Source organism: Corynebacterium pelargi, assembly GCF_014635485.1.
GTDB lineage: Bacteria > Actinomycetota > Actinomycetes > Mycobacteriales > Mycobacteriaceae > Corynebacterium > Corynebacterium pelargi.
Genome location: NZ_BMCX01000004.1, coordinates 145,980 through 170,696, shown reverse-complemented (window position 1 = coordinate 170,696; position 24,717 = coordinate 145,980). Strand labels below are relative to the sequence as shown.

25 protein-coding genes are annotated in these 24,717 nt (G+C 58.5%); 8 read left to right on the top strand and 17 right to left on the bottom strand.

Features of this window, described 5'->3' with window-relative positions; translation table 11 throughout:
• Positions 1-12 precede the first annotated feature (12 nt).
• Positions 13-774, top strand: a complete 762-nt coding sequence (pcaD, locus tag IEU99_RS09150) for a 3-oxoadipate enol-lactonase (protein WP_128889204.1) — start codon at positions 13-15, stop codon at positions 772-774.
• A 1-nt stretch (position 775) separates the two neighbouring features.
• Here pcaD and IEU99_RS09145 read toward each other — a convergent pair whose 3' ends face one another.
• Both IEU99_RS09145 and IEU99_RS09140 read right to left on the bottom strand, forming a co-directional pair.
• Positions 776-2,197 (bottom strand): MFS transporter, encoded by a 1,422-nt coding sequence (locus IEU99_RS09145; RefSeq protein WP_128889203.1) that lies wholly within the window; start codon positions 2,195-2,197, stop codon positions 776-778.
• An 18-nt stretch (positions 2,198-2,215) separates the two neighbouring features.
• Entirely contained in the window at positions 2,216-3,205 is a 990-nt protein-coding gene (locus tag IEU99_RS09140) for a nucleoside hydrolase (RefSeq protein WP_128890763.1), read from the bottom strand.
• 66 nt (positions 3,206-3,271) lie between these two features.
• On the opposite strand from IEU99_RS09140, the gene IEU99_RS09135 reads away from it, so the two are divergent.
• Positions 3,272-4,087, top strand: a complete 816-nt coding sequence (locus IEU99_RS09135) for an alpha/beta fold hydrolase (protein WP_128889202.1) — start codon at positions 3,272-3,274, stop codon at positions 4,085-4,087.
• On the opposite strand, the gene nagE is transcribed toward IEU99_RS09135, so the two are convergent.
• Positions 4,084-5,649 carry an N-acetylglucosamine-specific PTS transporter subunit IIBC gene (gene nagE, locus IEU99_RS09130; protein WP_128889201.1) on the bottom strand — a complete coding sequence of 522 codons (1,566 nt, stop codon included), beginning with the start codon at positions 5,647-5,649 and terminating at the stop codon, positions 4,084-4,086. The two genes, IEU99_RS09135 and nagE, sit on opposite strands and share 4 nt — an antisense overlap.
• A 298-nt stretch (positions 5,650-5,947) precedes the next feature.
• Between nagE and IEU99_RS11080 the strand changes: the two genes are divergently transcribed.
• Positions 5,948-6,136 carry a DUF4236 domain-containing protein gene (locus tag IEU99_RS11080; protein WP_128889200.1) on the top strand — a complete coding sequence of 63 codons (189 nt, stop codon included), beginning with the start codon at positions 5,948-5,950 and terminating at the stop codon, positions 6,134-6,136.
• Between the two features lie 57 nt (positions 6,137-6,193).
• Here the strand turns inward: IEU99_RS11080 and IEU99_RS09120 are convergent, their stop codons facing one another.
• The 4 genes from IEU99_RS09120 to IEU99_RS09105 are packed head-to-tail and all read right to left on the bottom strand — an operon-like array spanning position 6,194 to position 10,339.
• A complete protein-coding gene (locus IEU99_RS09120) occupies positions 6,194-7,810 on the bottom strand; it encodes an Hsp70 family protein (protein ID WP_128889199.1) in 1,617 nt (538 codons plus the stop codon).
• Positions 7,803-8,357 (bottom strand): hypothetical protein, encoded by a 555-nt coding sequence (locus IEU99_RS09115; protein WP_128889198.1) that lies wholly within the window; start codon positions 8,355-8,357, stop codon positions 7,803-7,805. Before IEU99_RS09115 ends, IEU99_RS09120 begins: the two co-directional genes overlap by 8 nt.
• 24 nt (positions 8,358-8,381) lie before the next feature.
• Positions 8,382-9,587, bottom strand: coding sequence for a hypothetical protein (locus IEU99_RS09110; protein WP_128889197.1), 1,206 nt, complete (start codon positions 9,585-9,587; stop codon positions 8,382-8,384).
• Positions 9,584-10,339: a hypothetical protein gene (locus tag IEU99_RS09105; RefSeq protein ID WP_128889196.1), complete on the bottom strand. Its 756-nt coding sequence runs from the start codon at positions 10,337-10,339 to the stop codon at positions 9,584-9,586. Before IEU99_RS09105 ends, IEU99_RS09110 begins: the two co-directional genes overlap by 4 nt.
• 198 nt (positions 10,340-10,537) lie before the next feature.
• On the opposite strand from IEU99_RS09105, the gene IEU99_RS09100 reads away from it, so the two are divergent.
• The 4 genes from IEU99_RS09100 (at position 10,538) to IEU99_RS09085 (ending at position 14,475) form a co-directional block, all read left to right on the top strand.
• Positions 10,538-11,263, top strand: coding sequence for a hypothetical protein (locus IEU99_RS09100; RefSeq protein ID WP_128889195.1), 726 nt, complete (start codon positions 10,538-10,540; stop codon positions 11,261-11,263).
• A 121-nt stretch (positions 11,264-11,384) separates the two neighbouring features.
• Positions 11,385-12,113 (top strand): hypothetical protein, encoded by a 729-nt coding sequence (locus tag IEU99_RS09095; RefSeq protein ID WP_128889194.1) that lies wholly within the window; start codon positions 11,385-11,387, stop codon positions 12,111-12,113.
• An 11-nt stretch (positions 12,114-12,124) separates the two neighbouring features.
• On the top strand, positions 12,125-13,702 hold the full coding sequence (locus tag IEU99_RS09090; protein WP_164931129.1) for a serine/threonine-protein kinase: 1,578 nt from the start codon (positions 12,125-12,127) through the stop codon (positions 13,700-13,702).
• A gap of 26 nt (positions 13,703-13,728) precedes the next feature.
• Complete coding sequence (locus IEU99_RS09085; protein ID WP_128889192.1) at positions 13,729-14,475, top strand: hypothetical protein; 747 nt, start codon at positions 13,729-13,731, stop codon at positions 14,473-14,475.
• 11 nt (positions 14,476-14,486) lie between these two features.
• Here the strand turns inward: IEU99_RS09085 and lysS are convergent, their stop codons facing one another.
• Positions 14,487-16,043, bottom strand: a complete 1,557-nt coding sequence (gene lysS, locus IEU99_RS09080) for a lysine--tRNA ligase (protein ID WP_128889191.1) — start codon at positions 16,041-16,043, stop codon at positions 14,487-14,489.
• 121 nt (positions 16,044-16,164) lie between these two features.
• On the opposite strand from lysS, the gene IEU99_RS09075 reads away from it, so the two are divergent.
• Complete coding sequence (locus tag IEU99_RS09075) at positions 16,165-17,442, top strand: dicarboxylate/amino acid:cation symporter (protein ID WP_128889190.1); 1,278 nt, start codon at positions 16,165-16,167, stop codon at positions 17,440-17,442.
• Here the strand turns inward: IEU99_RS09075 and IEU99_RS09070 are convergent.
• The 9 genes from IEU99_RS09070 to ftsH are packed head-to-tail and all read right to left on the bottom strand — an operon-like array spanning position 17,439 to position 24,698.
• Positions 17,439-18,209 (bottom strand): pantoate--beta-alanine ligase, encoded by a 771-nt coding sequence (locus IEU99_RS09070; RefSeq protein ID WP_128889189.1) that lies wholly within the window; start codon positions 18,207-18,209, stop codon positions 17,439-17,441. The two genes, IEU99_RS09075 and IEU99_RS09070, sit on opposite strands and share 4 nt — an antisense overlap.
• A gap of 4 nt (positions 18,210-18,213) precedes the next feature.
• The gene (locus IEU99_RS09065; RefSeq protein ID WP_128889188.1) at positions 18,214-18,831 is read right to left on the bottom strand and encodes a 6PGD fold domain-containing protein; all 618 of its coding nucleotides are present in this window, start codon (positions 18,829-18,831) and stop codon (positions 18,214-18,216) included.
• Positions 18,828-19,616, bottom strand: coding sequence for a DUF6779 domain-containing protein (locus tag IEU99_RS09060; protein ID WP_229718457.1), 789 nt, complete (start codon positions 19,614-19,616; stop codon positions 18,828-18,830). The genes IEU99_RS09065 and IEU99_RS09060 overlap by 4 nt, the downstream gene beginning before the upstream one ends.
• Before the next feature lie 10 nt (positions 19,617-19,626).
• Positions 19,627-20,094 (bottom strand): DUF3180 domain-containing protein, encoded by a 468-nt coding sequence (locus IEU99_RS09055; protein WP_128889186.1) that lies wholly within the window; start codon positions 20,092-20,094, stop codon positions 19,627-19,629.
• Complete coding sequence (gene folK, locus IEU99_RS09050; protein WP_128889185.1) at positions 20,091-20,573, bottom strand: 2-amino-4-hydroxy-6-hydroxymethyldihydropteridine diphosphokinase; 483 nt, start codon at positions 20,571-20,573, stop codon at positions 20,091-20,093. The genes IEU99_RS09055 and folK overlap by 4 nt, the downstream gene beginning before the upstream one ends.
• Positions 20,574-20,579: 6 nt before the next feature.
• Entirely contained in the window at positions 20,580-20,945 is a 366-nt protein-coding gene (gene folB, locus IEU99_RS09045; protein ID WP_128889184.1) for a dihydroneopterin aldolase, read from the bottom strand.
• Complete coding sequence (folP, locus tag IEU99_RS09040) at positions 20,938-21,756, bottom strand: dihydropteroate synthase (RefSeq protein WP_229718456.1); 819 nt, start codon at positions 21,754-21,756, stop codon at positions 20,938-20,940. Before folP ends, folB begins: the two co-directional genes overlap by 8 nt.
• A gap of 5 nt (positions 21,757-21,761) precedes the next feature.
• A complete protein-coding gene (gene folE, locus IEU99_RS09035; protein WP_128889183.1) occupies positions 21,762-22,328 on the bottom strand; it encodes a GTP cyclohydrolase I FolE in 567 nt (188 codons plus the stop codon).
• On the bottom strand, positions 22,329-24,698 hold the full coding sequence (gene ftsH, locus IEU99_RS09030; RefSeq protein ID WP_128889182.1) for an ATP-dependent zinc metalloprotease FtsH: 2,370 nt from the start codon (positions 24,696-24,698) through the stop codon (positions 22,329-22,331).
• Positions 24,699-24,717: the final 19 nt, after the last annotated feature.

The window sequence follows — 24,717 nt, the reverse complement described above, 5'->3', positions numbered from 1 at the left end:
AGGAGGTTCCTCATGGCTATTCTTCACAGCCTGCAATTCGGCTATGGCAACCCAAAAACCATCGTCTTTTTGGGTTCCATCGGATCCACCGCGCAAATGTGGACCCCTCAGCTCGATGCCTTCGCCCCCACCCACCACGTGATCGCCCTCGATCACCGCGGGCACGGCGAATCCAAAGTCATTGATAAGCCCTGCACCATCCAGGACATGGCCAATGACGTGCTCGATACCCTCGACGCCCTGGGCGTTCGCCACTTCGGGGTGGTGGGCCTTTCCCTTGGCGGCGCAGTGGCCCAATACCTCGCAGCAAACTCCGAGCGAGTGACCCGCACCGTGCTGATGTGCACCTCCGCCAATTTCGCAGACCCGGAAGTCTGGGCCAAGCGAATCAGGATTGCCAAGGAACGAGGCACCAAGGCTCTGGCAGACGATATTGTGGCCCGCTGGTTCACCCCCAACTATGCCGAGCAACATCTCGCCACCGTGGCGGCGTTTCGTCGTATGCTCGCCCAAACCGATGACACCGGCTATATCCGCTGCTGCGAAGCCTTGGCAGACTTTGATTTCAGCGATCAGCTCAGCAATATCTCCGCCCCCGTGCTGGCCATCGCCGGTGCTAATGACCAAGGCACCCCACCTGCAGAGCTCGAGGCCATCGCCGATGGCGTTGGTGGGCCTTCGATGTTGCAGGTGATTAGCCCCGGTTCACATATCCTCAACGTAGAGGCGGCGAGCGACGTCAACCGCCTGCTTCGCCGCCACTTCGTGGTCTAACTTATTGCACCCGAGCTTCGCGCTGCGCGCGCACCTTCGGGATGAACAGGCTGGTGGCAACCGAGATACCAAGGATCACCGCGCCCACGATAAAGGCCGTGGTGTATCCGGCGGTGGAATCCGAGCCCTCGGGCGAGCCAGCCACCATGAATACCGGCAGCACCGCAAAGGAGATACCTGCGCCGAGGTTAAATGCCGCGGAGTTCATGCCTGGCAAGAAGCCCTCATTATCCTCAGGCGAATTCACCACACCGAGGTTATTGAGCACGATATTGCCAATACCTGCGTAGGTAACACCAAGCAGGATCACTACTGCTACCAGCATGAACTGCGAGTGCACGCCCACAAAGGCAAGCACTAACAACAGCAGCGCGGAGGCAATATTGCCCATGCGCAGAAGTCGGCCATAGCCAATCTTTGGTGCAAGGCGGCCAGCGAACGGGCCTACCAGCCAGCCCACCAGCGCATAGGGGGTGAGCATGATCAAGCTGGCGAAGTCAGGCCGCATATCAAAGCCCGCGTCAGGGTTTTGGGCCAGCGAGATAGCCACGCCATTCACGGCAGCGAACACACCAGTCATGGTGAGCACGGTGGTCAGCAGCAGCGCCCACGTCTCGCGGCGCTTCAGGTACTTCGGCGCCACCAGCGGTTGGGTGTGCTTGTTCTCGTAATTCCAGAAGATGGCAAAGACCACGAGCCCGAAGATGATCAAACCGAGCACGAGGAACCAATTGGCGGCACCGGCCTTGCCTGCCTCATTTGCGGCCAGGGTAAAGGCCAGCACGGAAACCACAAGAATGGCGGCACCGATCCAGTCCATGCGCACGCTATTCGAGGGCTTGGATTCGGGAGCCCACTTCACTACCACCAGGCACGCCAACGCGCCGATGATGGCGATGAGCCAGAACACCGAGCGGAAACCATAGTGCTCAGCCATCCAGCCGCCGACGATCACGTCGATGCCTGCAATACCACCGTTGACGGCGGCGATCAGGCCAAGCAGGGTGCCAAGGCGCACTTCGTCTTTGACCTGGCTGCGCAGCATGATCAGGGTCATTGGGATGGTCGGGCCTGCGATGCCCTGCAGTGCGCGGGCAAACAGCAGCACCCAAATATTCGGCGCGAGTGCTGCGAGCACACCGCCTAGAGCCATCACGGCGAGCATGAAGCTCAGGACCTTCTTACGGCCTGCGATATCGGAAAAGCGCGGCAAGAAGAGTCCGCACATCGCGCCTGCGGTAAAGAAGGCGGTTTGAGTCAGCCCCACCTTGGCTTCGGTGGTGTTGAGCTCAAGCGCCATGGTTTTGAGCACCGGCGAAAGCATCGATGCATTGAGCTGGAATGCAACGGCTGCGCTAAGCAGCACGAACATCAAAAGCGGCAACCCGCCTTTGCGTGTATCTACCGGGTCGGAATGTTTCATCAGCAGTCTTTCTTTTTCTTAGGCGAAGTTGGTGTTGCCGATGTGTTCAAGAGCATCGACGAGCAGCGTCCAGAATTTTTCGCGATCCACATCCATTGCCACGCGATGGCGCGGTGCGCCTTCCTGAGCATCGCGAACCCCAAGCCTTGCGGGTTCACCATCATCCCAGGTGGTGCGGAAATCGACGATTGTTTGGCCCCGGGCATAATCGCCTTGGGTTTCTACATAGACATCGGCGGCAACGGTGCGCAGCACGCTAGGGTCTGCCACCGCGGCCATCGCCAGTGGATCATGCATGGGCGGGCCGGGATAGCCACGTTCTTGCATATAGGCCTGGCCGAAGAACTCGATGAGTTCGGCTACGAATTGGGATACATCGGTGCCAACGCCCTGAAGCTGTTGGAGGCGCTCGGGCACCGCAAGCACCTGGTGGGTAACGTCCAGGCCCACCATGGTGATTGGCCACGCCGCTTCGAAGACGATGCGTGCGGCTTCCGGGTCGGCCAAGATATTGAATTCGGCCGCCGGGGTCATATTGCCGCTGTGGTGGCCTCCTCCCATCAAGGTGATACCGGCGACGCGCTCAATCAGCTCCGGGTACAAGCGCGCAAATAGCGCGATATTCGTCAGCGCACCGGTGGGCACCAGCGTGATCTCGCCCGGCGCGTGCTCGCGCACGAGGTCGGCGATGAGGTTCACGGCGTGGCGTGAGTCCAGCTCTACTCCTGCGGCTGGCAGTTGTGGGCCGTCGAGCCCGGAGTCCCCGTGGATTTCTTCGGGGATGAGCTGTGGGCCAAGCAGGGGTCGATCGGCGCCGGCGGCAAAAGGCACCCCGCTGATGCCAGCGACGCGAGCCAGCGCTCGTGCGTTGTTGGTGACCTTTTCTAGGGTTTGATTACCTGCAACGGTGGTAACACCGAGCAGTTCAATATCGGGGTTGCCCCACGCTAGTAAGAGGGCTACGGCGTCGTCGTGGCCGGGGTCGCAGTCGTAGATGACCTTGGGCATGATGCTCCAATCGCGAAGTTTGCGGAAAACGCGCGGCCTCGGCTGCGCCACGGCATACTAAAGGCTATGAACCTACAGTCTCACCACACGCAACACGAGCCTGGCGCAACCGTTCTCATCGCTCACGGTTTTGCCGAACACCAAGGCCGCTACACACAGCTTATCCATCAACTCAACCATCACGGATTCGACGTGGTCAGCTACGACCACGCCCATCACGGCAGCAATGTTGAGGAAGAAAAATCCAAGGCCTGTGTGGATGTAGAAGCACTGATTCGTGCACACCTCAAAGCCAGAAATGAGGTGGCCTCCACGATGCGCACCTCCACCATGATTCTGCTTGGCCACTCCATGGGTGGGCTCATTACCGCTGCGTCCACGCTGCAGCACCCCCATGGCATTGGCGGTGTCATTCTTTCTGCACCGGCTTTAAGCCTGGGCAATGCCATGCCCAAGCCGATCATGCGTGCTGCTCGCCAAGTGGCTCGGGTGTTACCCCGGCTGGGCACCGCGGCGATTCCGCCTGAGCAATTGACTTCCGATGAAGATGTGCAGCGCAAATATGTAGAAGATCCACTGAATTATGTGGGCAAGGTGCCACTGTTGAGTGCTTCTACCATGTACGCCGAAGGCCAGAAGGCCTTAGAAGATAAGCAGCAGTGGCCGCTTTGGGTGCCGCTGCTTGCTATCCAGGGCACCTCCGATGAGATTGTGAACCCCGAAGGCACCCGCGAATTGGTCAAAAGCGCAGAGCGCCGTGGCGTGGACGTGCAGTATTACGAGGTTGCCGGTGGGCGCCATGAAGTACTTGGGGCCCCTTATGACGCAGAAACCACCCCACTGATCATGGGGTGGTTGCGCAGGTTTACTCAGCAGTTTTAGGCGCTGGTTTTCATCTGCCTGCCAACTTCGTCATAGACGAATTCAACATCGGGGCCGATGACCACTTGCACGTTGTCTTGGGATGGGCGCATCACGCCCACCACCCCAGCGCGCTTGATGGTTGCTTCATCAACCTTGGTGTAGTCCTCCACGTTCACGCGAAGGCGCGTGGCGCAGTGGTCGAGCACCTTGATGTTTTCCGAGCCTCCCAGGCCTGCCAGGATCTGGGCGGCAATCTGCTCGGTGGAGGCATCGGCCGGGAGTTCGGCTTCCTGTTCGCCTTCTACTTCTTCATTGCGTCCAGGTGTGGAGAGGTTGAACTTGCCAATGAGGAAGTAGAAGATGCCGAAGTACACGGCGAAGTAGACCACGCCGAGCACGATGAGCATCCACCATTGATGCGCCAAGGGGTTGCGGGCTTGGAGCACCATGTCGATAAAGCCTGCAGAGAAGGCGAATCCCGAGGTCCACTCAAAGGCCGCGGCCAGGGCCAAGGACAGGCCGGTGAGCAGCGCGTGCACCACGTAGAGGGCCGGTGCAAGGAACATGAAGGAGAATTCCAGCGGCTCGGTTACACCGGTGAGGAAGGAGGTCAGCGCACCGGCGAGCATGAGGGAGCCCACCACCTTCTTGCGGGAGGCATCGGCGCGCAGGTACATAGCAAGTGCTGCACCGGGCAGGCCGAACATCATCACGGGGAAGAAGCCGGCGAGGTAGCGGCCGGTAATGCCTTCTACCTGGCAGACGTTGTTTTCCCAGAGGCCGGGGCAGGATGCGGCGTCGGTGGCGTTGCGTGCGGCCTCGATGGTCTCTGCTCCGCCGAGGAACTTGCCAATGTCGTTCACGCCGATCACATCGAACCAGAAAATGGAGTTCAGTGCGTGGTGCAAACCGGTGGGGATTAACAGGCGGTTGGCAAAGCCGTAGATGCCGGCGCCGAGCACGCCCATGCCTTGGATCCATTCGCCGAAGTTAAACAGCACGTTGTAGATGTACGGCCAGGCAATAAAGAGGATGCCGGCGAGCACGATGGAAAAGACCGAGGTCAAAATCGGCACCAGGCGCCTGCCGCCGAAGAATGCTAGGTATGGGGGCAGTTTGACCGTGTGGAACTTGTTGTAGGTCCAGCCGGCCAAGATACCCACCGCGATACCGATGAGCACGTTCTTGCCATTAATGGCGTCCCATCCGTGCGAGGCCCAGTCGAGGGCTGCATCGCCGGTGAGTTCTGTTGGGTCGCCGAGCCCTTTGAAGGTGGCGACGTTTTCTGGCGAGATCAAGGTGGTGACTGTGGCAAAGCCAACCCAACCTGAGAGTGCTGCGGCACCGTTGGAATCTTTTGCCCAGCCGAAGGCAATGGCAATGGCGAAGATCCAGCCGAGGTTATCCAGCACCGCTTTGCCGGAGGCGATCAACACCATGGATACAACGTTGCCGGAGCCCCAGCCTGCGGGATCCACCCAGTAGCCAAGGCCGAGCAGGATCGCGGCCACCGGCATCACGGCCACCGCGCCCATCAAGGCTTTGCCTAGACGCTGCAGTTGCGCACTCACCGTCTTCATGGCACTTCCTTTCGTTGAGGGGAAAAGCAAGCCTTTCGACGAGAGGCGGCAAGAAGCATAAGCGACGCTCTCGCCGAAACCTTGCGCTTGTATTTCTCAGTTTAGCGCCCAAAAACATCAGTTGTCTGACAAATTTTTAAAGCCCCTGCTCACAACGACGCCAGGAAGAAAAATATTCGGCCCCACTGCCCCTTTAAGGCTCAAAAGCACAGTGGCCGATGTACAGGGGAGAACTCCCGGTGACCATCGGAGATACGGCAATTACTTTCAACACTGAAACTCGATAAGGAGGCACAGGATGTTGTTTAGTTTCCGCAAAATTTTCCGTCCCACCAAGCGATCAAGGGTCACGGTATCCAGATCAGGCGTCGGCTACTCGTATCGCCTCGGCCCTGTGCGTTTCACACGCAACGCCAATGGATCGCGCACCAAAACTCTTCACACCCCGATCAAGGGGCTGACTTACCGGCGCACGCGGCGTCGATAAGCGCCCAACACAAAACCCTGGTACAGATCATGTACCAGGGTTTCATCATTGCCACTTCTAGCTCGCATCTCCGGTGCTCACCCGCATCCCCTTCAGGCTTTCTTTAGCCTTGGAAATCTCGGCCTCAGACATCACACCGATGCGCACATTCGAGGTCATTGATTTTCCTGAAGGAAGGTGTGTTCCTTGCACGGTGATGAGCCCATCGCCTGCAACATCCACCTCGATCTGGATTGGTTGTCCTTGAGGCAGCGGCGGAATGCCCGTAAGCCGCGCCTCTGAACCGGTAATCACCTCATTCAAATCTGGATTATCAGAGGCGATATCACTGGCTTGCTGATACAAGGTCAGCTCCACAGCCTGCTGATAATCCTCAAGCGTGAGGTAATGGCGACACGCCTTCTGTGCAAGCGGGATGGTCGTGTTCTGTGCGATCACGTGATCAATAAAAGGCTCGCCAGTCTCCCGGTCGTACACCTTGAACCCGATCGCCTTCGGAATCACATTCAAGACCTTCTTACTCGACAACGCCGCCAATTGCGCGGCATCAATGCCCGATGCCCTGGCAAATTCCGCAACAGCCGCCTCGGCGGAACCCTCACCTGCGAGCACTTGCAATTGGCTGATCGTTGCAGAAATCGCAGCACCCTTGGCTACCGCCAAATCCGGTTCAAATATCCGCGGCTTCAAACCAGTTGCTCGCTGCACCAGCTCGCTGATCGCCACCATCCTGGAAGATCCACCAACCAGGATGACTTCATCGAATGCAAATCCGGGTTCTTTTTCCTCCACCTGCTGAAACAACCGCTCCATGCACAGCTCGGTGCGCTCAAGCAGGGGTGCGGTTAATTGCTCGAACTCTTCTCGCGTCACCTTTATCTTGGCGCGGCTACCGGTATCGCTGGCAAGGCGCACGGTATAAGACTGGGCTGAACTGAGTGCCTCTTTGCAGGCCACGGCCTGTTCCTGCAGTTTCAGCCGGAGGGTATCGTCTTCTTCTGCCTGCTCATCGGATGTTTCTTCGATGAACCTATCCAGCAGATAATCGCTTAACATCCGATCCCAATCGGCACCGCCGAGCCGAGCATCGCCGTCGGTTGCGAGGATATCGAATACATTGCCTTCGCCTCGAACAGCCGTGACATCAAAGGTGCCGCCACCTAGGTCATAGACCAATAGGTTCTTGCCGCTGAGCGGCGATTGCGCATCGTAGAAAAGCGCGGCGGCCACCGGCTCCGGCACCAAATTCAGCACCTCCACATTCGCGATCTCCCCGGCGTTTCGGGTGGCTTCGCGCTCCTTGGCCCCAAAATAAGCAGGCACCGTAATCACCACGGGCGTTTTTCCAGGGCCGTCTTCAACAAGGTCTACTAAAGAGCGCAGGATCAGCGAAGAGATCGACTCAGCGGTGAACTCCTTGCCGTGGAATTGCCACCGCCTATCGGTTCCCATCTCTCGCTTGACTAGCTCAACTACCTGCTCAGGGCTAAAAAGCTTCTCATCCCTTGCCGCTTTACCCACAACCGTGCTGGTTTCGCCCTCAAACCACACCACGCTCGGTGTGACGAGGTCACCTTCCCTATTTTCTTTGATCTTGGGAACCCCGAGCGCATCCAAATAGGCAATCGCACTATTTGATGTGCCCAAATCAATCCCGAATACGTTCTTAGCCATGTTCTTTCCTTTCAGCTTCTTCGCTATCTACTCGCATTTGGCACACCGGCACTTTGGCTTGGCTCAGCACGATCAATGGGTCTGATGTGGGGAAAAGGTAGGCGTGGACTGGTCTTCTGAGCGTTCCCACTGTGCGGTCGAGGCTCGGGTCACTCACCTCTTCCACGCGAGTTCTTCGGTGCAGCCGAGGATTGAATGCATCGCCTTGTTTCACCTCAACAATTCCGACGCCGAAGGCCTCCAATGCATCGCGTGTGGCGTCGACAAGATAGGAAATCTGTTCAGTCTCCTCCCCTGCGCGCTGGGCAAGGTAGAGATCGTTGATCAACTCATCATGAAGATCAGCCAGCTTCGCGCACCCACCTGTGATCCTGGCGTACCAATTTCGCTGCGTGAGCTCCTGCAACGTGGCTTCTTGGCGCCTGAGCACTTCATTCATCGTGTCCAAGCGCGCATCACACCTGCTCAGCGCCTCTTCGATATCAAATTCAGGCACATCCACACCCTCGTCCTCGTGGGTTGCCGTGGGCTTTGGTGCTTTGAACATAGTTTCTCCTTTTAGTTTCGAGGCTTATCGACGTTGCGTGAGCCTGATCAGGCCCCCGATGATCGATCCGAGGATGATCAGCAGCCCCGTCATTCCGAAAAAGCGGATGGGGAGGCTACAAAGGCCGATGAGCATGCCAAGCAGGGTGAATTTGCCTGCGGGAGTTCTTGGCTGGAGCTTGATCATTGCGATAGTCGCCACCACACCTGTGAGCAATCCGCCCCACAGTTGTGAGCCTCCAAGCGCCAGGAGCGTCAGCAGCACCTCGATGCTCAGCAGCGTGTACATGGCTGCCGCGAAAGGTGAAAGCTGGCTTTTGGCCCCGGCTACCGGCGCGGAGCCGCCACGCGAATCTTCGCTCACCAGGAGCAGATCCTCGCCCAGTAGGCCTTCACCGGAGGCGAGCACGCTGAGCAAGCCTTCGATATCCCTCCAATAGGAATCGGCATCAAGGCGCATTGCCACTCGTGCCAGTGCCGGTACCTCGGATCCGGCCAAAAGCCAGCAGGTATGCCGAGCAATGATCGGCGCCGAGGCTTCGAGTTGCTGGATCCGCTGGATCAATTCGACGGCAGCCACCGCCTGCTTCGAGCCCGTTCTAAACCGGTTGCCCAGGCTTTGGGAGGCCTCTTTGAGCAAAGCGCTGTCAATCAAACGCCCATCAATATGCGTTTCGGATTGGGAGCCGAAATCCCCCAGCAAGCAGGCGGCAATGCTGGTAGTGCCAGCCGATGCCTCCATTTGCTCATAGGCATCCCACACCCTCTTTTCCGGGCGATTGCGCGGCACGGAAACATCCACCTTGGCCAATGCCTGCCAATCCGATTGGGCAAGAACCAGCAACTGCTGTGCATCAAAGCGTGCCTGCCCGGATTCCAGGTTGTCTAATAAACGCTCCAGTGCCTGCACCTCGTGCGGTAAAAAGGCGCAGTTTGCAGCAAGGTCTTGGAGCACTTCTTGCATTGCGCACGATGTTGATTGCTCAAAACTCATTGCGAATTCAGGCGATAGCACCCGCCACATCACCCGGGCAGCCTGCAGGCTATGCGGTGCATAGAGCACGCATTGGCGAATGGCGTGGATACGAGCTGACCACTGCTGCGGCTCTGGGGCGCTCGGATCCGCCGGGACCTGTCCAATAAGGGCAATCAGATCCTCGGTAGCGGCATCCTGTGCGTGATCGAGCAGCCTTTGGATGGCTTGTTTGCTCTGAGTATCGAAGTGCGTCATTGTTGCTCTCCTAATTCCTCGATTCGCTCCACCATCTCTGGTGGCATACCGGCCATGAATCGTCGTCCGCCGTCGAGCACGATCACCCAACCAGGCACTACCGAGTCAGGCAGATAGCGCACACTTTTGTTTTCCACCCCCGTAAAACCTGGGCGCCCCAAGGTCACGATGGTTTCGGACTGTTCCTCACGCACGATGTCTTCTAAGACGTAGAGCACTCCTCCGTTTTCCTTGGCCTGCGTGATGTCTTCAAGCAGCGCGCAAGCTTCGAGATCAAAGCGGGCCTTCCAATAGGTCTGCTCAACTGTGATGAGCAGCAGGGCGAATACCGCTATACAAAAACCCGCGCTTGCAGAGCCCAGTAGAGCCCCGCCGATGAGCGGAAAACCAAGCCCGCATACAAGCCAGGGCACCAGCGCGCTCAGCCTTTTGGTCTTGTGAAAGAGAAACTCCAGGCCCGCGAAGGCGAAGATGCCGCTGACACCTTCGAATGTGAGGGTCCTGTTATTCGGTGAAAGCCAATCGAGCAGCGGCCCTAGGGCCACAAGGGCGAGCAAGAACAGGATCACCCTCAACACCCACGGTGCCCACCACGCGTAATAGGGCGGAATCACGGCACCGTCTGGGGTCTGAGCGGTCTGGGTAGGAATAATCCCGTATCCCTTTGCGCGCTGATATGCGCTCGTTGCGCCCGAGTTTGCCAAACGCTTGGCGTTTTCGATCCGCGTTTTAGCTTCATCTTGAAAACTCATCTTTTTCTCCTTTTAAGGCTTCAGCGATGTAGCCCTTTGCTTGCTACAACCCAAACTGTGCCCCGAGGGCGAAAAGATCGCACCGGGAGTTCTCCCCTTCCCCGAGCAGGCGTTGAGCCTGAAGAATTTTGATCAACGGCAACAAGGTTGTTTGTGCCGAAACCTCAAAAAACCCACTCGCGCATGAAGGAGTTTCAGATGATAAAAACCCGCAGCATTGCATCCTTGGCTGCAGTTGGATTGATCGGATTGGCCGGCGTTGCCTGCAGCGAAGTTGAAGAGGCACCGGAAGTCACGACCTCGACCATCCACAGGACAATCACCAGAACGCCAAGCGCTCCTGCTACCCAGGCGGTGCAAAGTCAAGCACCCACCTGGACGTCTGAAAAAGACGCCACTGCTTCAAGGCCTTCCCGCGCAGATCGGGACATTCCGGCTGCGGTGATTGGAGATAGAGCCGCCAATTTCGTGTTGGGCCCATCCGAACCTGGCCAAGGCAGTGCCAAGAACGTCTCGATTCCAGCTACGTCTTCAATGAAAGCTAATGGCGGGTTCCGCATGGCTAAGGTCACCGTCACCGATGAGAATTCAAATGCGCTGCTGCAGTACCCATTGCTTGGCAATGCTGCCGTTATTGACCTCAATATGGTCTTTCGCCCTGATGGTGGCCAGTCGCAGGAATTCTGCCAGGCAGACATGGAGGTCTATGACGAAAAGGGCAATCCCGTCCCGGAATCAGTAGCGGATGTGAGCCTGAAATTTACTCGGGGCAACTGCATCGTTGCCGCTGGTAGCGATAGCTTTGGTATCGCCGAAGTGCAGATCTTTGAACCAGGTGATTACTACGTGGTGGTAGCCGCGTGGCAACCGGATTTCGAGGAAATTCGGATTGCAAGCAAAGTGCGCGTCACCGAGGGAAATTGAGCAAAACTCACTTAAGCGCAATACCGCAGTCAGTACACTGACCACCAAGTACTTGGTGGTTCATAGCAGTCGAAGCAATATTTTTTAACCGACCCACCATAGGCCGCGATCGAGGAGTCTCATGAGCCACAATCCTGACCACTACGAAGGTGAAACAACGCCACCGACAAACCTGAACAACCAATCCAACCCAGCGCAGCAATCCAATTCAGCACAGTACGCAAATTATTGGCAAGCCCAGCCAGAGCAACCGGAGCATACAAGCCGTCGCGGCATCATCGTGCTCAGCGTGTTGGCGGTGCTGCTTTTGGGAGGGCTTGCCCTCTTCTTCTTCCAAGATCGCGAGCCGGAGGATACTGCAGAGTTTGCAACCGTGACCGTCACGGAGACCGAAGCGCAGGAGCAATACGATGTGGCCGAGGATGAATACCTCGATCCCGTATCGGACTTATCTCGCTTCAATATGCAAATGGAGCACATTGCGGATCGAAACCTCGGCCTCGATGGCGCGCAGAAGGTTCGTGCGGCTTTCATTTCCAGAATCGCGGAATTAGCCGAAGATCCTTCTACTCCCGACACCATGCCGGACGAAATTGACGATGTAGATGCAGGGCCTCTCGGCACGTTTAGCTGCTCGGTTACTATGTCGGAAGACGAGGAGCGTGGGACGTGGGACTGCCGCGGCCCCGAAGGCACGCAGGCGGCTTTCTTCCCGATCCTCTTAGGCGGCATCGGTGATGCACAGCCCCAGGGCTCCGCAGTGAACTTGCTTGCCCAAGGCACTCCCGCGGACCCGGATTGGAAGGCTCGCGCCATCGAGGAGCATACGAGGCTCGAAGCGCGAAGCTAGGAGCATGCACGGTGAATTCCGAACTAAGCGTGGGAACCGTCATCGCGGGACTGCGCATCGAGGAGCGCCTTGCCTCCGGCGGTGCGGGCACTACCTACCGGGCATTCAACCCCACCATTGGGCGCGATGAATGCATCAAGGTGCTCAAGAACCCGGGCGCTGGCGAGGCTGCGGACTGTGTAGAAGAGGCCCAAAAGGCTTCGAGTACTGGCCTGCCTGGAGTGGTGACTGTCTATTCCGCTGGCGTCATTGATGCGCACCAGTGGTTTTCCATGGAGTATTCCAAGCTCGGCGATCTACGCCGCGCCCTGCCGTATGTGCTGCCTGAAAATCTTTCAGCCCGCAGCCGTCATGAGCGCATCGTTGCTTTGCTCAGTGAGGTAGCCGAGACGCTCGATCGGCTTCATCAACTATCCCTCGTGCATGGCGACATCAAACCCGGCAACCTGCTGGTGTTCCCCCAGGATGGTGCAGCGCCGCTCGTCAAGATTGCCGATTTTGGGTTATCAAAATACTCCACGGCCACAAGGCAACAGGCGGCGGCTCCGATCAGCGGCACCTTAGCCTATCTCTCCCCCGAACGCCTCAATGGCCAGGATGCCTGCCCAGAATCAGACCGTTACGCTTTTGCCTGCACCGTCTTCGAGATCTTCACGGGCACACAAGCCTTCACCGTGCCTTCTTGGAATGCCCTGAGCATCGAAGAAAGGATCACTGCGCTTCGCAAGCTCCATGCCTCTGGCCACATGCCAAGAGCCAGCAAGGCCGATGCATCCTTGAAGCGAGTGGATCGGGTGTTTCTCAAGGCCTTGGCCTTCAACCCAGCTCAACGGTATCGCTCTGCCAGCGAGTTTCTCCTCGCGCTGCGCAAGGGCCTAGGCATTGGGGTTTCGCGGCGCAAAAAGATCGGCATCGCCTTGGCCGCTATCGCAGCGCTAGGAATCGCTGCCACTGCCATGCTCCGCAGCCCCCAAGAGCGCAGCCCCCAAGAGCACAGCAACCAACCTGCTTTTATTCCTCAAAAACAAGCCGGTGAGCAGTCCCTTCCCGTTGGCCTTGGATGCCCGCGTTTTGACTATTTCAAGATGGTCGGTGTGCCTGGAAGGGACAATGATCTTCTTGCCCAGCACCCCGAGCGCTTCAGCGAATCGGTACCCAATAACTGTGTGTTCACCACATCGCCGGAATCACTTTCCGAGGCGAATTCCCTCAGCGCGAACCCAGAGGCGATCGTGGTGTATGTGTTTAATAGCGGCGATGCTCAAACCACGGCCGCCAAAAATGAGGCACTTGAGCAACTGCTCAATAGCGCTGACACGACGCAGGAAACTCAATCCGTGGTTTCTGATAACCATGCCGCTCAGATGCTCACCCGATACCGAACTGGTATTCCTGGGATTTCCAATGATGGAAAGAAATCGACGGCGTGTTCGCTTTCCACGAAGGATTTTGGCCTGACCATTGTGCAGATCAATTATGGCCTCGACCCAGACAATGGCTTCCTAGTGGGCGACGGCAGGAGTGCTGAATCCCAAGCATGCGGGGCGGCCATTCAGCTTGTTCAGGGGTGGATGGATGACACCAATTAAGTTTTCTTTTCTATTACGATAAATGAATGATCGAATTCGAGGGAGACGCCCACAACCCGCGACCGGCACCGCGACTTTGGATCGGTAGCAGCGAGGAAGAATTAGAGGCGGATCCTTCGGCCACCACCGTCGTGGGCAGGATGGGGGATCTTTTAGTTGGCAAAGATGACCCTCATATGCACCGGCATCTGCTGCACTTCAATTTCACACGTGGCCTCTGGCGCATCAAAAACGTAGGGCGCTTCATTCCCGTTCACATCACTACTGAGGATGATCACCTCATTACCACGCTGTCGCCGGGATCCACCTGTGCGGTGGAGTGGCCGGAATTCCTTCTTCGCTTTGTTGCGGGCAGCAATCACTATGTTTTAGATTGCCAGGCTGAAATCGCCTCGCTGGCAGATCCCACCGCGTTTTCCTTGCACGGCGATGACACGGTCGGGATCGGGCCGCTACCTGAGGATGTACGCCTCGTCCTTGCCGCCATTGCCCAGGAGATCCTGGAGTCGGGAACGCAGGATTATAGTTTGATGCTCAAAAACCAAGACGTGGCAGATCAGCTTGGTTGGACGAAGAAGACCTTCGATCACAAGCTAGATGGCATTTGTAAGTACTTTGCTTCTTTCGGTGTGGGCAATACCGTAGGCGCTAAGGATCTAGCGGCGTCAAACCGCCGCATCAAGGTCATCCAACACGCGATCGAAGCAAAGTTAATTACCCGCGCTGATCTGAAACTCGTTCGCCAGGCTCAACAGCAGGCAGGCAACGCCTAGGCGCTGCCGCCTTAGCGCTGCTCGGGCTTGACCATCGGGAAGAGCACCGTCTCGCGGATACCCAGGCCGGTTAAGGCCATGAGCAGGCGGTCGATGCCCATGCCGCAGCCGGAGGTTGGCGGCATGCCCTGTTCCATGGCGCTGAGGAAGTCCTCATCCAACACCATGGCCTCGTCGTCGCCGCCTGCGGCCAGGCGCGCCTGATCCTCGAAGCGCTCGCGCTGAATCACGGGATCGACCAGCTCGGAGTAGCCGGTGGCCAGCTCGAAGCCGCGCACGTAAAGGTCCCATTTTTCGGTAACACCGGGCTTGGAGCGGTGCTGGCGGGTCAAAGGGGAGGTTTCTACGGGGAAGTCGCGCACAAATACCGGGCCGTAGAGTTGATCGGAGCACAGGTGCTCCCAGATCTCCTCGACGAGTTTGCCGTGGCCCCAGCCGCCCTTTTCGGGCACGTCCAGGCCGATTTCCTTGGCAATGCCTTTGAGTTCTTCCACAGAAGATTCCACGGTGACCTCGGGCTGGCCGGGGTGCTTGCGCTGCAGAGCCTCGTTTAAGGAGGGGTACATTTCCATGGTCTTCCACTCGCCGCCGAAGTCGTACTCGGTGCCGTCGGCAAGCGTGACGGTGGTGGAACCAAAGACTTCCTTGGCAATGAACTGGATCATGTCCTGGTAGAGCTTGGCGCCATCGTCGTAGGTGCCCCAGGCTTGGTAGGTCTCCAGCATGGCAAATTCCGGCGAGTGGGAGGAATCGACGCCCTCGTTGCGGAAGTTGCGATTGACCTCGAAGACGCGCTCCATGCCGCCTACCACGCAGCGCTTGAGGTAGAGCTCAGGGGCGATGCGCAGGTAGAGGTCGATGTCGAGGGCATTGGAATGCGTCATGAAGGGACGTGCCGCAGCGCCACCATGCAGGGTTTGCAGCATGGGCGTTTCCACCTCGTAGAAGTCCTTGCTTTCAAGGAATTTACGCAGCGCGCGCATGACCTTGATGCGGGTCATGGCATTGTTTCGTGCCTGTTCGCGCATGATCAGGTCGGTATAGCGCTGGCGCACGCGGGTATCTTCGCTCAAATCGGCAAAGGCAACCGGCAGGGGGCGCAGTGCCTTGGAGGCCATGTGCCAGCTTTTCGCCATCACAGAAAGCTCGCCGCGCTTAGAGGCAATGACTCGCCCGCGGATGGAGACGATATCGCCGAGGTCTACCAGTTGTTTCCACTGGGCGAGGGCTTCTTCTCCTACCTCCGCCAAGGAAAGCATGGCCTGGATATAGGTGCCGTCGCCTTCTTGGAGCGCAGCAAAGCAGAGCTTGCCGGTGTTGCGGATAAACATCACGCGCCCGGCAATCGCTACCTCTACATCGGTTTCGTCGCCGGCTTCAAGGTAGGTAACGCCATCGAGTTCTGCTTGGTCTTCTTCGCGGATTTTGAACTTAGCGCGCAGATCCTTGATGGAGGTGCTGCGATCCACCTCCACTGGGTAGGCATCGCTGCCCTGCTCAAGGAGGCGTTCACGCTTCTCGCGGCGAATTCTTAGCTGTTCTGGGACGTCGTTTTTCTGCTGGCTCACAGCGTTTAAGGGTAGTGCATGCAAGAACGCCTACCAACTAGACTAATCAGTCTTTTGGGAATAGACGTATCTGTATTAGTGTTTGCACGGTTAACACCAAACATTTCTAAAGGAGCGAAATATGAAGCTCACCAGCTTCGGCGCGCAGGTCATCTACGGCCTGATCGTTGGCGTCATCCTCGGCATCTTTGCCAAGAACATGGGTGATGGCAACTGGCTCGCCACCCTCTTAGACACCATCGGCAGCGATTACGTCAAGCTTCTCAAGCTACTCATTCCCCCACTGGTCATTACCGCCGTGATCACCTCGATCTCGAACCTGCGCCAGGTCACCAACGCCGCACGCCTCGCGGCAAAAACCCTGATCTGGTTTGCCATCACCGCCTTCTTCTCGGTGCTGGCAGGCATCGGCGTGGGCTTGATCTTCAAACCAGGCTTGAGCAGCGGCATCGACGCCAACCCCGAAGCACCCAGTTCGGTGGGCTCCTGGTGGGCCTTTATTAACGGCATCGTTCCCAGCAATATCCTCGGCCTGGAGGCCAAGACCAAGCTTGTCGACGACACCGCAAGCACCGGCTTGAGCTTCTCAGTGCTGCAACTGCTGGTTATTTCCATCGCCCTTGGCATCGCAGCGATCAAGGTGGGCGAAAAGGCAGAGCCTTTTATCAACTTCAATAAATCCTTACTTGAGATCATCCAAAAGGTGCTCTGGTGGATTATTCGCCTCGCCCCCATCGGCACCGCAGCCTTGATCGGTACAGCGGTGGCTACCTACGGCTTTGATGCCATGGGCGCGCTTGGCAAGTTCGTGCTCACCATCTACGTTGGCCTCGCCATCGTCTTGGGCGTGATCTATCCCCTGGCCTTGAAGTTCAATGGCATTTCCGTCATGCACTTCTACCGCAAGGTCTGGCCTGTGACCTCCCTTGGTTTTGTTACCCGCTCCTCCATGGGTGTTATGCCGGTAACGGAACAAACCACTGAGCGCATGGGCGTGCCCCAGTCCTACGCATCCTTTGCCGTGCCCCTTGGTGCCACCACCAAGATGGATGGTTGCGCTGCGGTCTACCCAGCGGCAGCCGCGATCTTTGTATCCCAGTTCTATGGCGTGCCCTTGAGCTTTTTCGATTACATCCTGATCGTGCTCGTATCAGTGCTTGGCTCTGCCGCCACCGCCGGCACCACCGGCGCCACGGTGATGCTCACGCTCACCCTCTCTACCCTGGGCCTCCCCCTCGAAGGCGTGGGCCTGCTACTGGCCATCGAGCCGATCATCGACATGGGCCGCACCGCCGTCAACGTCACCGGCCAGGCCTTGGTGCCGGTGATCGTGTCCAAGCGAGAAAAGATCCTCAACCAGAAGCAATTCGACCGCGAGGTAGAGCCAATCAGTGCCTAAGCCTCAAGGTTTCTAAAACCAACACCCACCGGGACGCCAGCGCTATCGATCAGCCGCACACCACCAAAGTCTGCGGCAATCAACAGCCTGGCGTCTCCTTCTTGAGGAGCCTGACCCAAACTCAAGCTGCGCAGCTCCACATAGGCTGGGCGCACACCAGCCGCATCGAGCACAGCCCTTGCAGCCTCAAGCACACGCTCAGCCCCACCCTCCGCGGCGTGGGCACCGGCAAGCAGGGCTGCGGATAACGCCAGCGCTTGGCTGCGATACTCAGGCGCAACCTTCGCATTACGCAAACTCACCGCTAGCCCATCGGGCATACGCACCGTAGGCACCGAATGCACCCGCACATTCATCCGAAGATCCGTCACGGCCTGCTGGGTGCGCACCAGTGCTTCGAAGTCTTTTTCACCGAAGAAGACATCACTTGGCCCAACCAAATTCACAAGCTGAATGCGCCTGGTTACTTCCCTGGCCAAATCCGGCTCCAGGCCTTGGATATCCAGCACCGTGCGAGTAGCAAGCTGCGGGCTCAACACCACCGCATCCACCCCCTCGGCGGCAAAAGCCTCGTGGGGTTGATCGGCCACCACCACAACTACGCCACGATTCAGTCGCTTCGCAGCGCGAATCAACGCCACATGGCCGGCATGAATATCGGCACCTAGGGGCACCAAAGCCACCGGGCGGCCTTGTTTGGCAAAGGCACGGCCGAGCATGGCGATCTCGGTTTCGTCGAAAAGCTTGGCCTGGCCAAAAGCAAACACTGCGTTATTCTCCCTGGGCTTTCATTGCCCACAACTCGATCTCACGATTGCGAAAAAGCTCGGCGCTACGCCTGCTGAGCTCAATAAATAAACGGCGCCGCTCAGGCGATTGAATCGAGTTCAACGCCCGCTGCACCTCCTGGACACTGGCAGGAGGAGCAAGCAAACCACTGGATTGCTCCATCACCTCCAAGGCCAAATCGGGATTGCCCAGCGCCTCAGTTAATAACGCATTCGCCTCCTGAGCCACAACCTGGGCATAGGCGGCAAAATGCTGGGCAAGCAGCAGCCGCTCGCGCTGAGAATCCGGCACAAACACCACATGCCCGCCGGTTTCAGCAATGAGCAACTCGGCGACGGTGGCGGTGACCTCATCAGAAGCGCTCACCGCAAAGGTATTCAAGGTGAGCTCGCTCAAAACAAAGCGCATCGAAGAAGCAACGCCATCAAGATCACTGAGCGTCACGGCCTCTTCAGAGGCCACCATCTGCCCCGCCCGCACCGGCACCACGGGATTGAGCACCAACTCGGCATGATCGAGGCTGACCACCTGGTGCCCCACGGACTCAAGCCGGCGCAGGAGCTCGCCATGGCCGGCAATACGCATCCGCGGTGCGCTCACTTGCGCTGCCTTCTGAGCAACTCTTCTACCGATACCGCCTCGGAATGTTCATCGCGACGACGGCGACCGTGGCGCACCGGCTGCTCGGGCTCGGGTTCCGGCTCAGGCTCGGGCTGGACCTGCACCCAGGGCACAGCGTGGAAAGAACCGGTATCGAAGTGGCGAGGAGTTTCAGGCTCCGCTTCCTCTTCCGGCGCTTCAGGTACTTCCGGCTCTTCGGGCTCCTGGGGCTCAGGTGCGGATTCCTTGAGCGCTGCCACATCAAACTCGTGGGTTTCATCCTCCTGCAAGAGGAAGGAGGAGATGGGCCCGCTCGGGTGGGTGGCCCACTGCGAAGGGTAGCCGGGGGTGGGCTCGTCTTCTTCTGCCGCCGCTGCTTCTTCTTCTGCAGATTCCAGCTCGTGCACGCGGGTGGCGCGAGCCTCAAGCATGGTGGGCTCTTCAAACAACTGCCCGGTGAGATCCTCTAATTGGAAACGCAACTCATCCAGTTGCGCGCGGATCTCGGCGTAGTACTCATATTCGCGGTGCTGCTCCAGCTCACGCTCATAGGCCAGTTCCTCTTCAAACTGTGCCCGAGAGCGCTCCAGCTCTTCACGAGCCACAATCGCCTGCTGACGATAACGAACGACAAGCAATAAGCCCAGCGCAGCAGCCCAAAGCGCGGCCAGCAACGCCAACTTCAACGCATTGAGGTTGCCGGTGACCATCATCACCACGCTGGCAATGAGCGCCAGCACCACTAAGGCGATGAGAACCTTTTGCCCGTTGTCCTTCTCATTCATGCATTCCAAGTTACCGCACCGACTCGCCCTGCGGCGGCGGTGGCACCGAACAGGCGCGCTCTAAACACACACCCGCGACACTGACCGCCACGCCACCAAGGGCAGCAGCGAGGACCAACGGCGCATCTTCCCCGGCAGCAACCAACTCCTGCGCCTTCGGTACCACGTACAACGCCCTGCCAATATAGGCGCCACCAAATAGCGCCCCAGTCCACGCCGAAGCCTTTGCCACCACCAATAATTTCGCCGCGGTGACGGGATTGAGCTGAGAACGATCCTGCCCAACTTCATCCTCTGAAATGCGCTGACGCACCCGAATGGCAGCAAAGCCCACCACTGCCGCCAGCAGCCACAAGGTCATGGCCACCGAGGCCGGCACCGTGGGCATATAGCTATAGAAGAATTTGGTCAGAATCCACATGGCGATGGCAGCGACCACGCCCACAGCAATCAATCCGGGAATACTGCTGCGCTTCATAATGGCTCCACTCGCTCAATGCCTTCGCGGTCCACCTCTGCGAGCACATCGGCAATCCTGCGGCCACCGAGGGTGGCATCCGGTTGGATCTCAAGCCAGGGCAACAACACAAAGGCCCGAAGGTGCGCCCGCGGGTGCGGCAAGGTCAGGTGGGGATCTTCGGAACGTACTTCTTCACCATCGACGTGCATCTGGATGATGTCCACATCGAGGGTTCGCGGCCCCCAACGCTGTTCGCGCACGCGATTGGCCTGGGCTTCGAGCTCCTGGCAGCGCAGCAGGAGTTGCTCAGGGGTGTCATCGACGCTGATGAGCAGTGCTGCATTGAAAAAATCAGGCTGATCAAGCACACCCCATGGCGGTGTGCGATAGAGCGAGGATGCACCCAGCACCTGCGTGCCGAAGGCATCGCGCACCCCTCGCAGCAATGCGGCACTATCGCCTACATTCGAGCCGATGGATAACAGCGCCTGAGCCATGGCAAGCTACCTCCTTGAACGCCGCGCCACCACGGCTACGTCGGCAAATTGCAGCGGGATCGGCGCCTGAGGCTTATGGATTTTCACCTCGCAGGCCATGAGCATGCCAAAGCGCTCCATGGCCTTATCGGCGATCTCGGCGGCTACCGTTTCAATCAGATCCCTCGGCGTGCTACTTAAGATCCCGTGGGCCAATTCCGCCAATTCGCCATAGTGCACGGTGAGGTTGAGATCATCCTCGGCTGCGGCCTCGCGGCAATCCAGCCAGCAGGTGATATCGCAGAAAAAGCGCTGGCCTTCCCTGCGTTCATGCTCAAAGACGCCGTGATACCCGAAGGCCTCCAAGCCGGTGAGCTCAATGCGATCAGCCATCGTGATCTCCTGGGAAATTCCAGGAGGCGGCCACATCCACCGCATCGCGTGAAATTGCCACATCGTGCACGCGTACACACCACACACCGTGTTGGGCGGCGATCGCCGTGACCGCGGCCGTGGCCGGGTCTGGGTCGTGTGCAAGGCCGCGTTCTGCGCGGATGGCCGCTAAGAAACGCTTGCGCGAAGCCCCAAGCAAAATGCGGTGCTCACGATCAACGAAGCTCGGCAGTGCGTGCAGCAGCGTCCAGTTATCCTTCGCGGTTTTGGCAAAGCCCAAGCCTGGATCCAGCACAATATCCTCATTGCGCACACCTGCAGCAAGAGCGGCTTCGATGCGCTCATCCAGGCGCTGGTGCACATCGCGCACCACGTCGCCACCGTGATCGGCGGCGCCTGCGGCATCGCCAAAGCGGGAGGTGTTCCAGTGCATCAAGCACACCGGCACGGCAGAATCTGCCATCACTGCCAGCATCTCTGGATCAGCCAGACCACCGGAGACATCGTTGATCATGCCCACGCCGGCTTCTACCGCGGCCGCTGCAACGCTTGCCCGCATGGTATCGACGGAGGTGGCAATGCCTTCTTGGCTGAGTGCCCGAATCACTGGCACCACGCGGCGTAGCTCCACATCTGGATCCACGCGGGTTGCCCCTGGGCGAGTTGATTCCCCGCCGACGTCGATAATGTCAGCACCTTCGGCAATCAGCTCATGGGCATGAGCCACTGCTTTTTCGGGGTCGAGGTAGCGTCCACCATCGGAAAAGGAATCCTCGGTGACGTTAACGATGCCCATCACCTGTGATCGCATAGCGCTTACTCCTTGATCAAACTCAGCGCTTCAGCCCGTGAAGCCGCATTGCGTTGGAAACCGCCGCGCACCGCCGAGGTGGTGGTAGTGGCCCCCGGCTTGCGAATACCGCGCATGGCCATGCACAGGTGCTCGCACTCGATCACCACGATCACCGAGTGCGCCTGAAGTTTTTCCACCAGCGCATCGGCCACCTGGGAGGTCAGGCGCTCTTGCACCTGGGGGCGCTTGGCGTAGAGATCCACCAGGCGCGCAAGTTTAGAAAGGCCGGTGACTTTGCCGCTTTCACCTGGGATATAGCCAATATGCGCGACGCCATAAAAGGGCACGAGGTGGTGTTCGCAGGTGGAGTAGATGGGAATATCGCGCACCAACACCAGCTCGCGGTGATCCTCCGAGAAGGTCTTTTGCAATACCTCGGTGGGATCTACATGCAGCCCTGCAAACATCTCCTCATAGGCTCGCGCCACGCGAGCCGGGGTTTCTTGCAGCCCTTCGCGGTCTGGATCCTCGCCAATTGCCAATAGCAGTTCGCGCACGGCGGCTTCGGCGCGGGCGTGGTCGATGCTCAATTACTGCTCCTTGTTATCTTCGGGCAGCTCAATAACTTCGGTGGCGTCATCGGCGGGCGATTCTTCCACCGCCCGGTGACGGCCCGACTCATTATCGGGGCGCTCATGCTCTGGCAAACGGAAGCCGATCTCTTCCTTCGGCTCATAGCGCTCGGGGCGCTGAATATCGCCCAGGTGGGAGGCATCGGATTGAGGATAGTTCTTCATTCCGGGGTGCTCTGAGGGCGCCGGCTGCTCCTGCTTCTGCGGAGGCCAACCGGGTGCCTGCCAATTCGCAGGAGGCGGGGTGCCACCATAGCGCTGCTCGGCAACCGCAGGGCCTTGTGCTGGTGCCACAGGAGATGCCTGCTTATTCTTTTCTGCCAATTCAGCTTCTCGACGAGCCCGCGCCGCCTTCGAAGCCTCCAGCAGGGAGAAGGGCTTGGGTGGCTCTTCGCCACGTTCGATGGCCAGCTCGGTGGGGGTCTTTACCGGCTCGCGGCCGATCTGGCGGCTAAAACGCATATCTTGGCCGGGGAAGACTTCGCCAACCTCTTCAGGCTCAATATCTTCAAAAAGAGCCTCAAGATCCGGCCTGCGCAGCGTTTCTTTTTCCAGCAGCTTCGCGGCCAGGCGATCGAGGTGATCGCGGTGGCGCTCAAGAATGGCATAGGCACGCTCATGGGCCTTATTCAGCAGATACTGCATCTCTGCGTCGATCTTTGCGGCCATCTCAGGCGAGTACTCCAAGGATCCGCCGCTGCCGCGGCCAGAGAAGGGATCGCCCTGTTCCTCGCCGTACTTGACCATGCCCAATACTGGCGACATGCCATATTCCGTGACCATGGCGCGGGCGATCTTGGTGGCCTGCTCAATATCGGCCGAAGCACCCGTGGTGGGCTCACCAAAGACCAGTTCTTCGGCGGCACGTCCACCCATGGCAAACACCAGGCGAGCGAAAAGCTCATCGCGGTTATACATGCCCTTATCGTCTTCGGCAGCGGTCATGGCATGGCCGCCGGTACGTCCACGGGCCAAGATGGTGACCTTGTACACGCGCTCGATATTCTTCAGCGCCCAAGCGGCAAGAGTGTGGCCACCTTCGTGGTAGGCGGTGACCTTCTTTTCCTTCTCGGAAATGACCTTCGAGCTACGGCGAGGCCCGCCGATCACGCGGTCGGTGGCTTCTTCTAGGGCATCGGCGGTAATGACATTGCCGCCAATGCGCGCGGTCAGCAGCGCTGCTTCATTTAAGACATTGGCCAAGTCGGCACCGGACATGCCGGCGGTGCGGCGAGCCAAGGCCGTGAGATCAGCATCGGCAGCCAAGGGCTTGCCCTTGGCGTGCACTTTGAGAATCTGCTCGCGGCCTTTTAAGTCCGGGTTGCCCACAGGGATCTGGCGGTCGAAGCGACCCGGGCGCAGCAGCGCGGGGTCCAAGATATCGGGGCGGTTGGTGGCGGCCATGAGGATCACGCCTTCGCGGTCGCCAAAGCCATCCATCTCTACCAGCAACTGGTTTAGGGTCTGCTCACGTTCATCGTGGCCACCGCCCATACCGGAGCCACGCTGGCGACCGACGGCGTCAATTTCGTCGACGAAGATGATGCAGGGGGAATTCTCGCGGGCCTGCTTGAACAGGTCGCGCACACGCGAGGCACCCACACCGACGAACATCTCCACGAAGTCTGAACCCGAGATGGAGTAGAAGGGCACTCCGGCTTCACCGGCTACTGCGCGTGCAAGCAGCGTCTTACCGGTACCGGGCGGGCCATAGAGCAACACGCCACGCGGGATCTTGGCGCCCAGTTCTTCATAGCGGGAGGGATCTTGGAGGAAGTCCTTGATCTCGTGCAGCTCATCCACGGCTTCTTCTGCGCCAGCAACATCGGCAAAGGTGTTGGTGGGCATATCCTTGTTGAGCTCTTTGGCACGGGAGTTGCCCATACCGAACATGCCCATGCCGCTGCCCTGCATGCGGGAGAACATGAACATCAGCAGACCAAAGACGATGAGCATGGGCAGGATATAGCCGGCCATCGATAGCAGGAAGGATTCCTGGGTGACGTTGGTGCTGTATTTTTCTGCCTCTGAGCCTTCGACCTTGCTAAAGATCTCCGGTGCGGTGCGCGCCGGATACTTGGTCATGATCTGCTCGACGTCTTTTTTGCCATCCACCTCGATCGGGTTATTCAAGGTGATGCGCAGACGCTGCTCGCGGTCGTCGATCTCTACGTCTTTGACGTTGTGATCGTCGAGCTGGCGGATTGCTACAGAGGTATCTACGGGTTGGTATCCGCGCGCGTCATTGCCCAGCAGGGCAAAAACATACAGCGCCATGAGCACTGCTGCGGCCACCAAACCGTACTGCAGGATCTTCTTGTTTTTCATGCACTACCGACGCGCACGC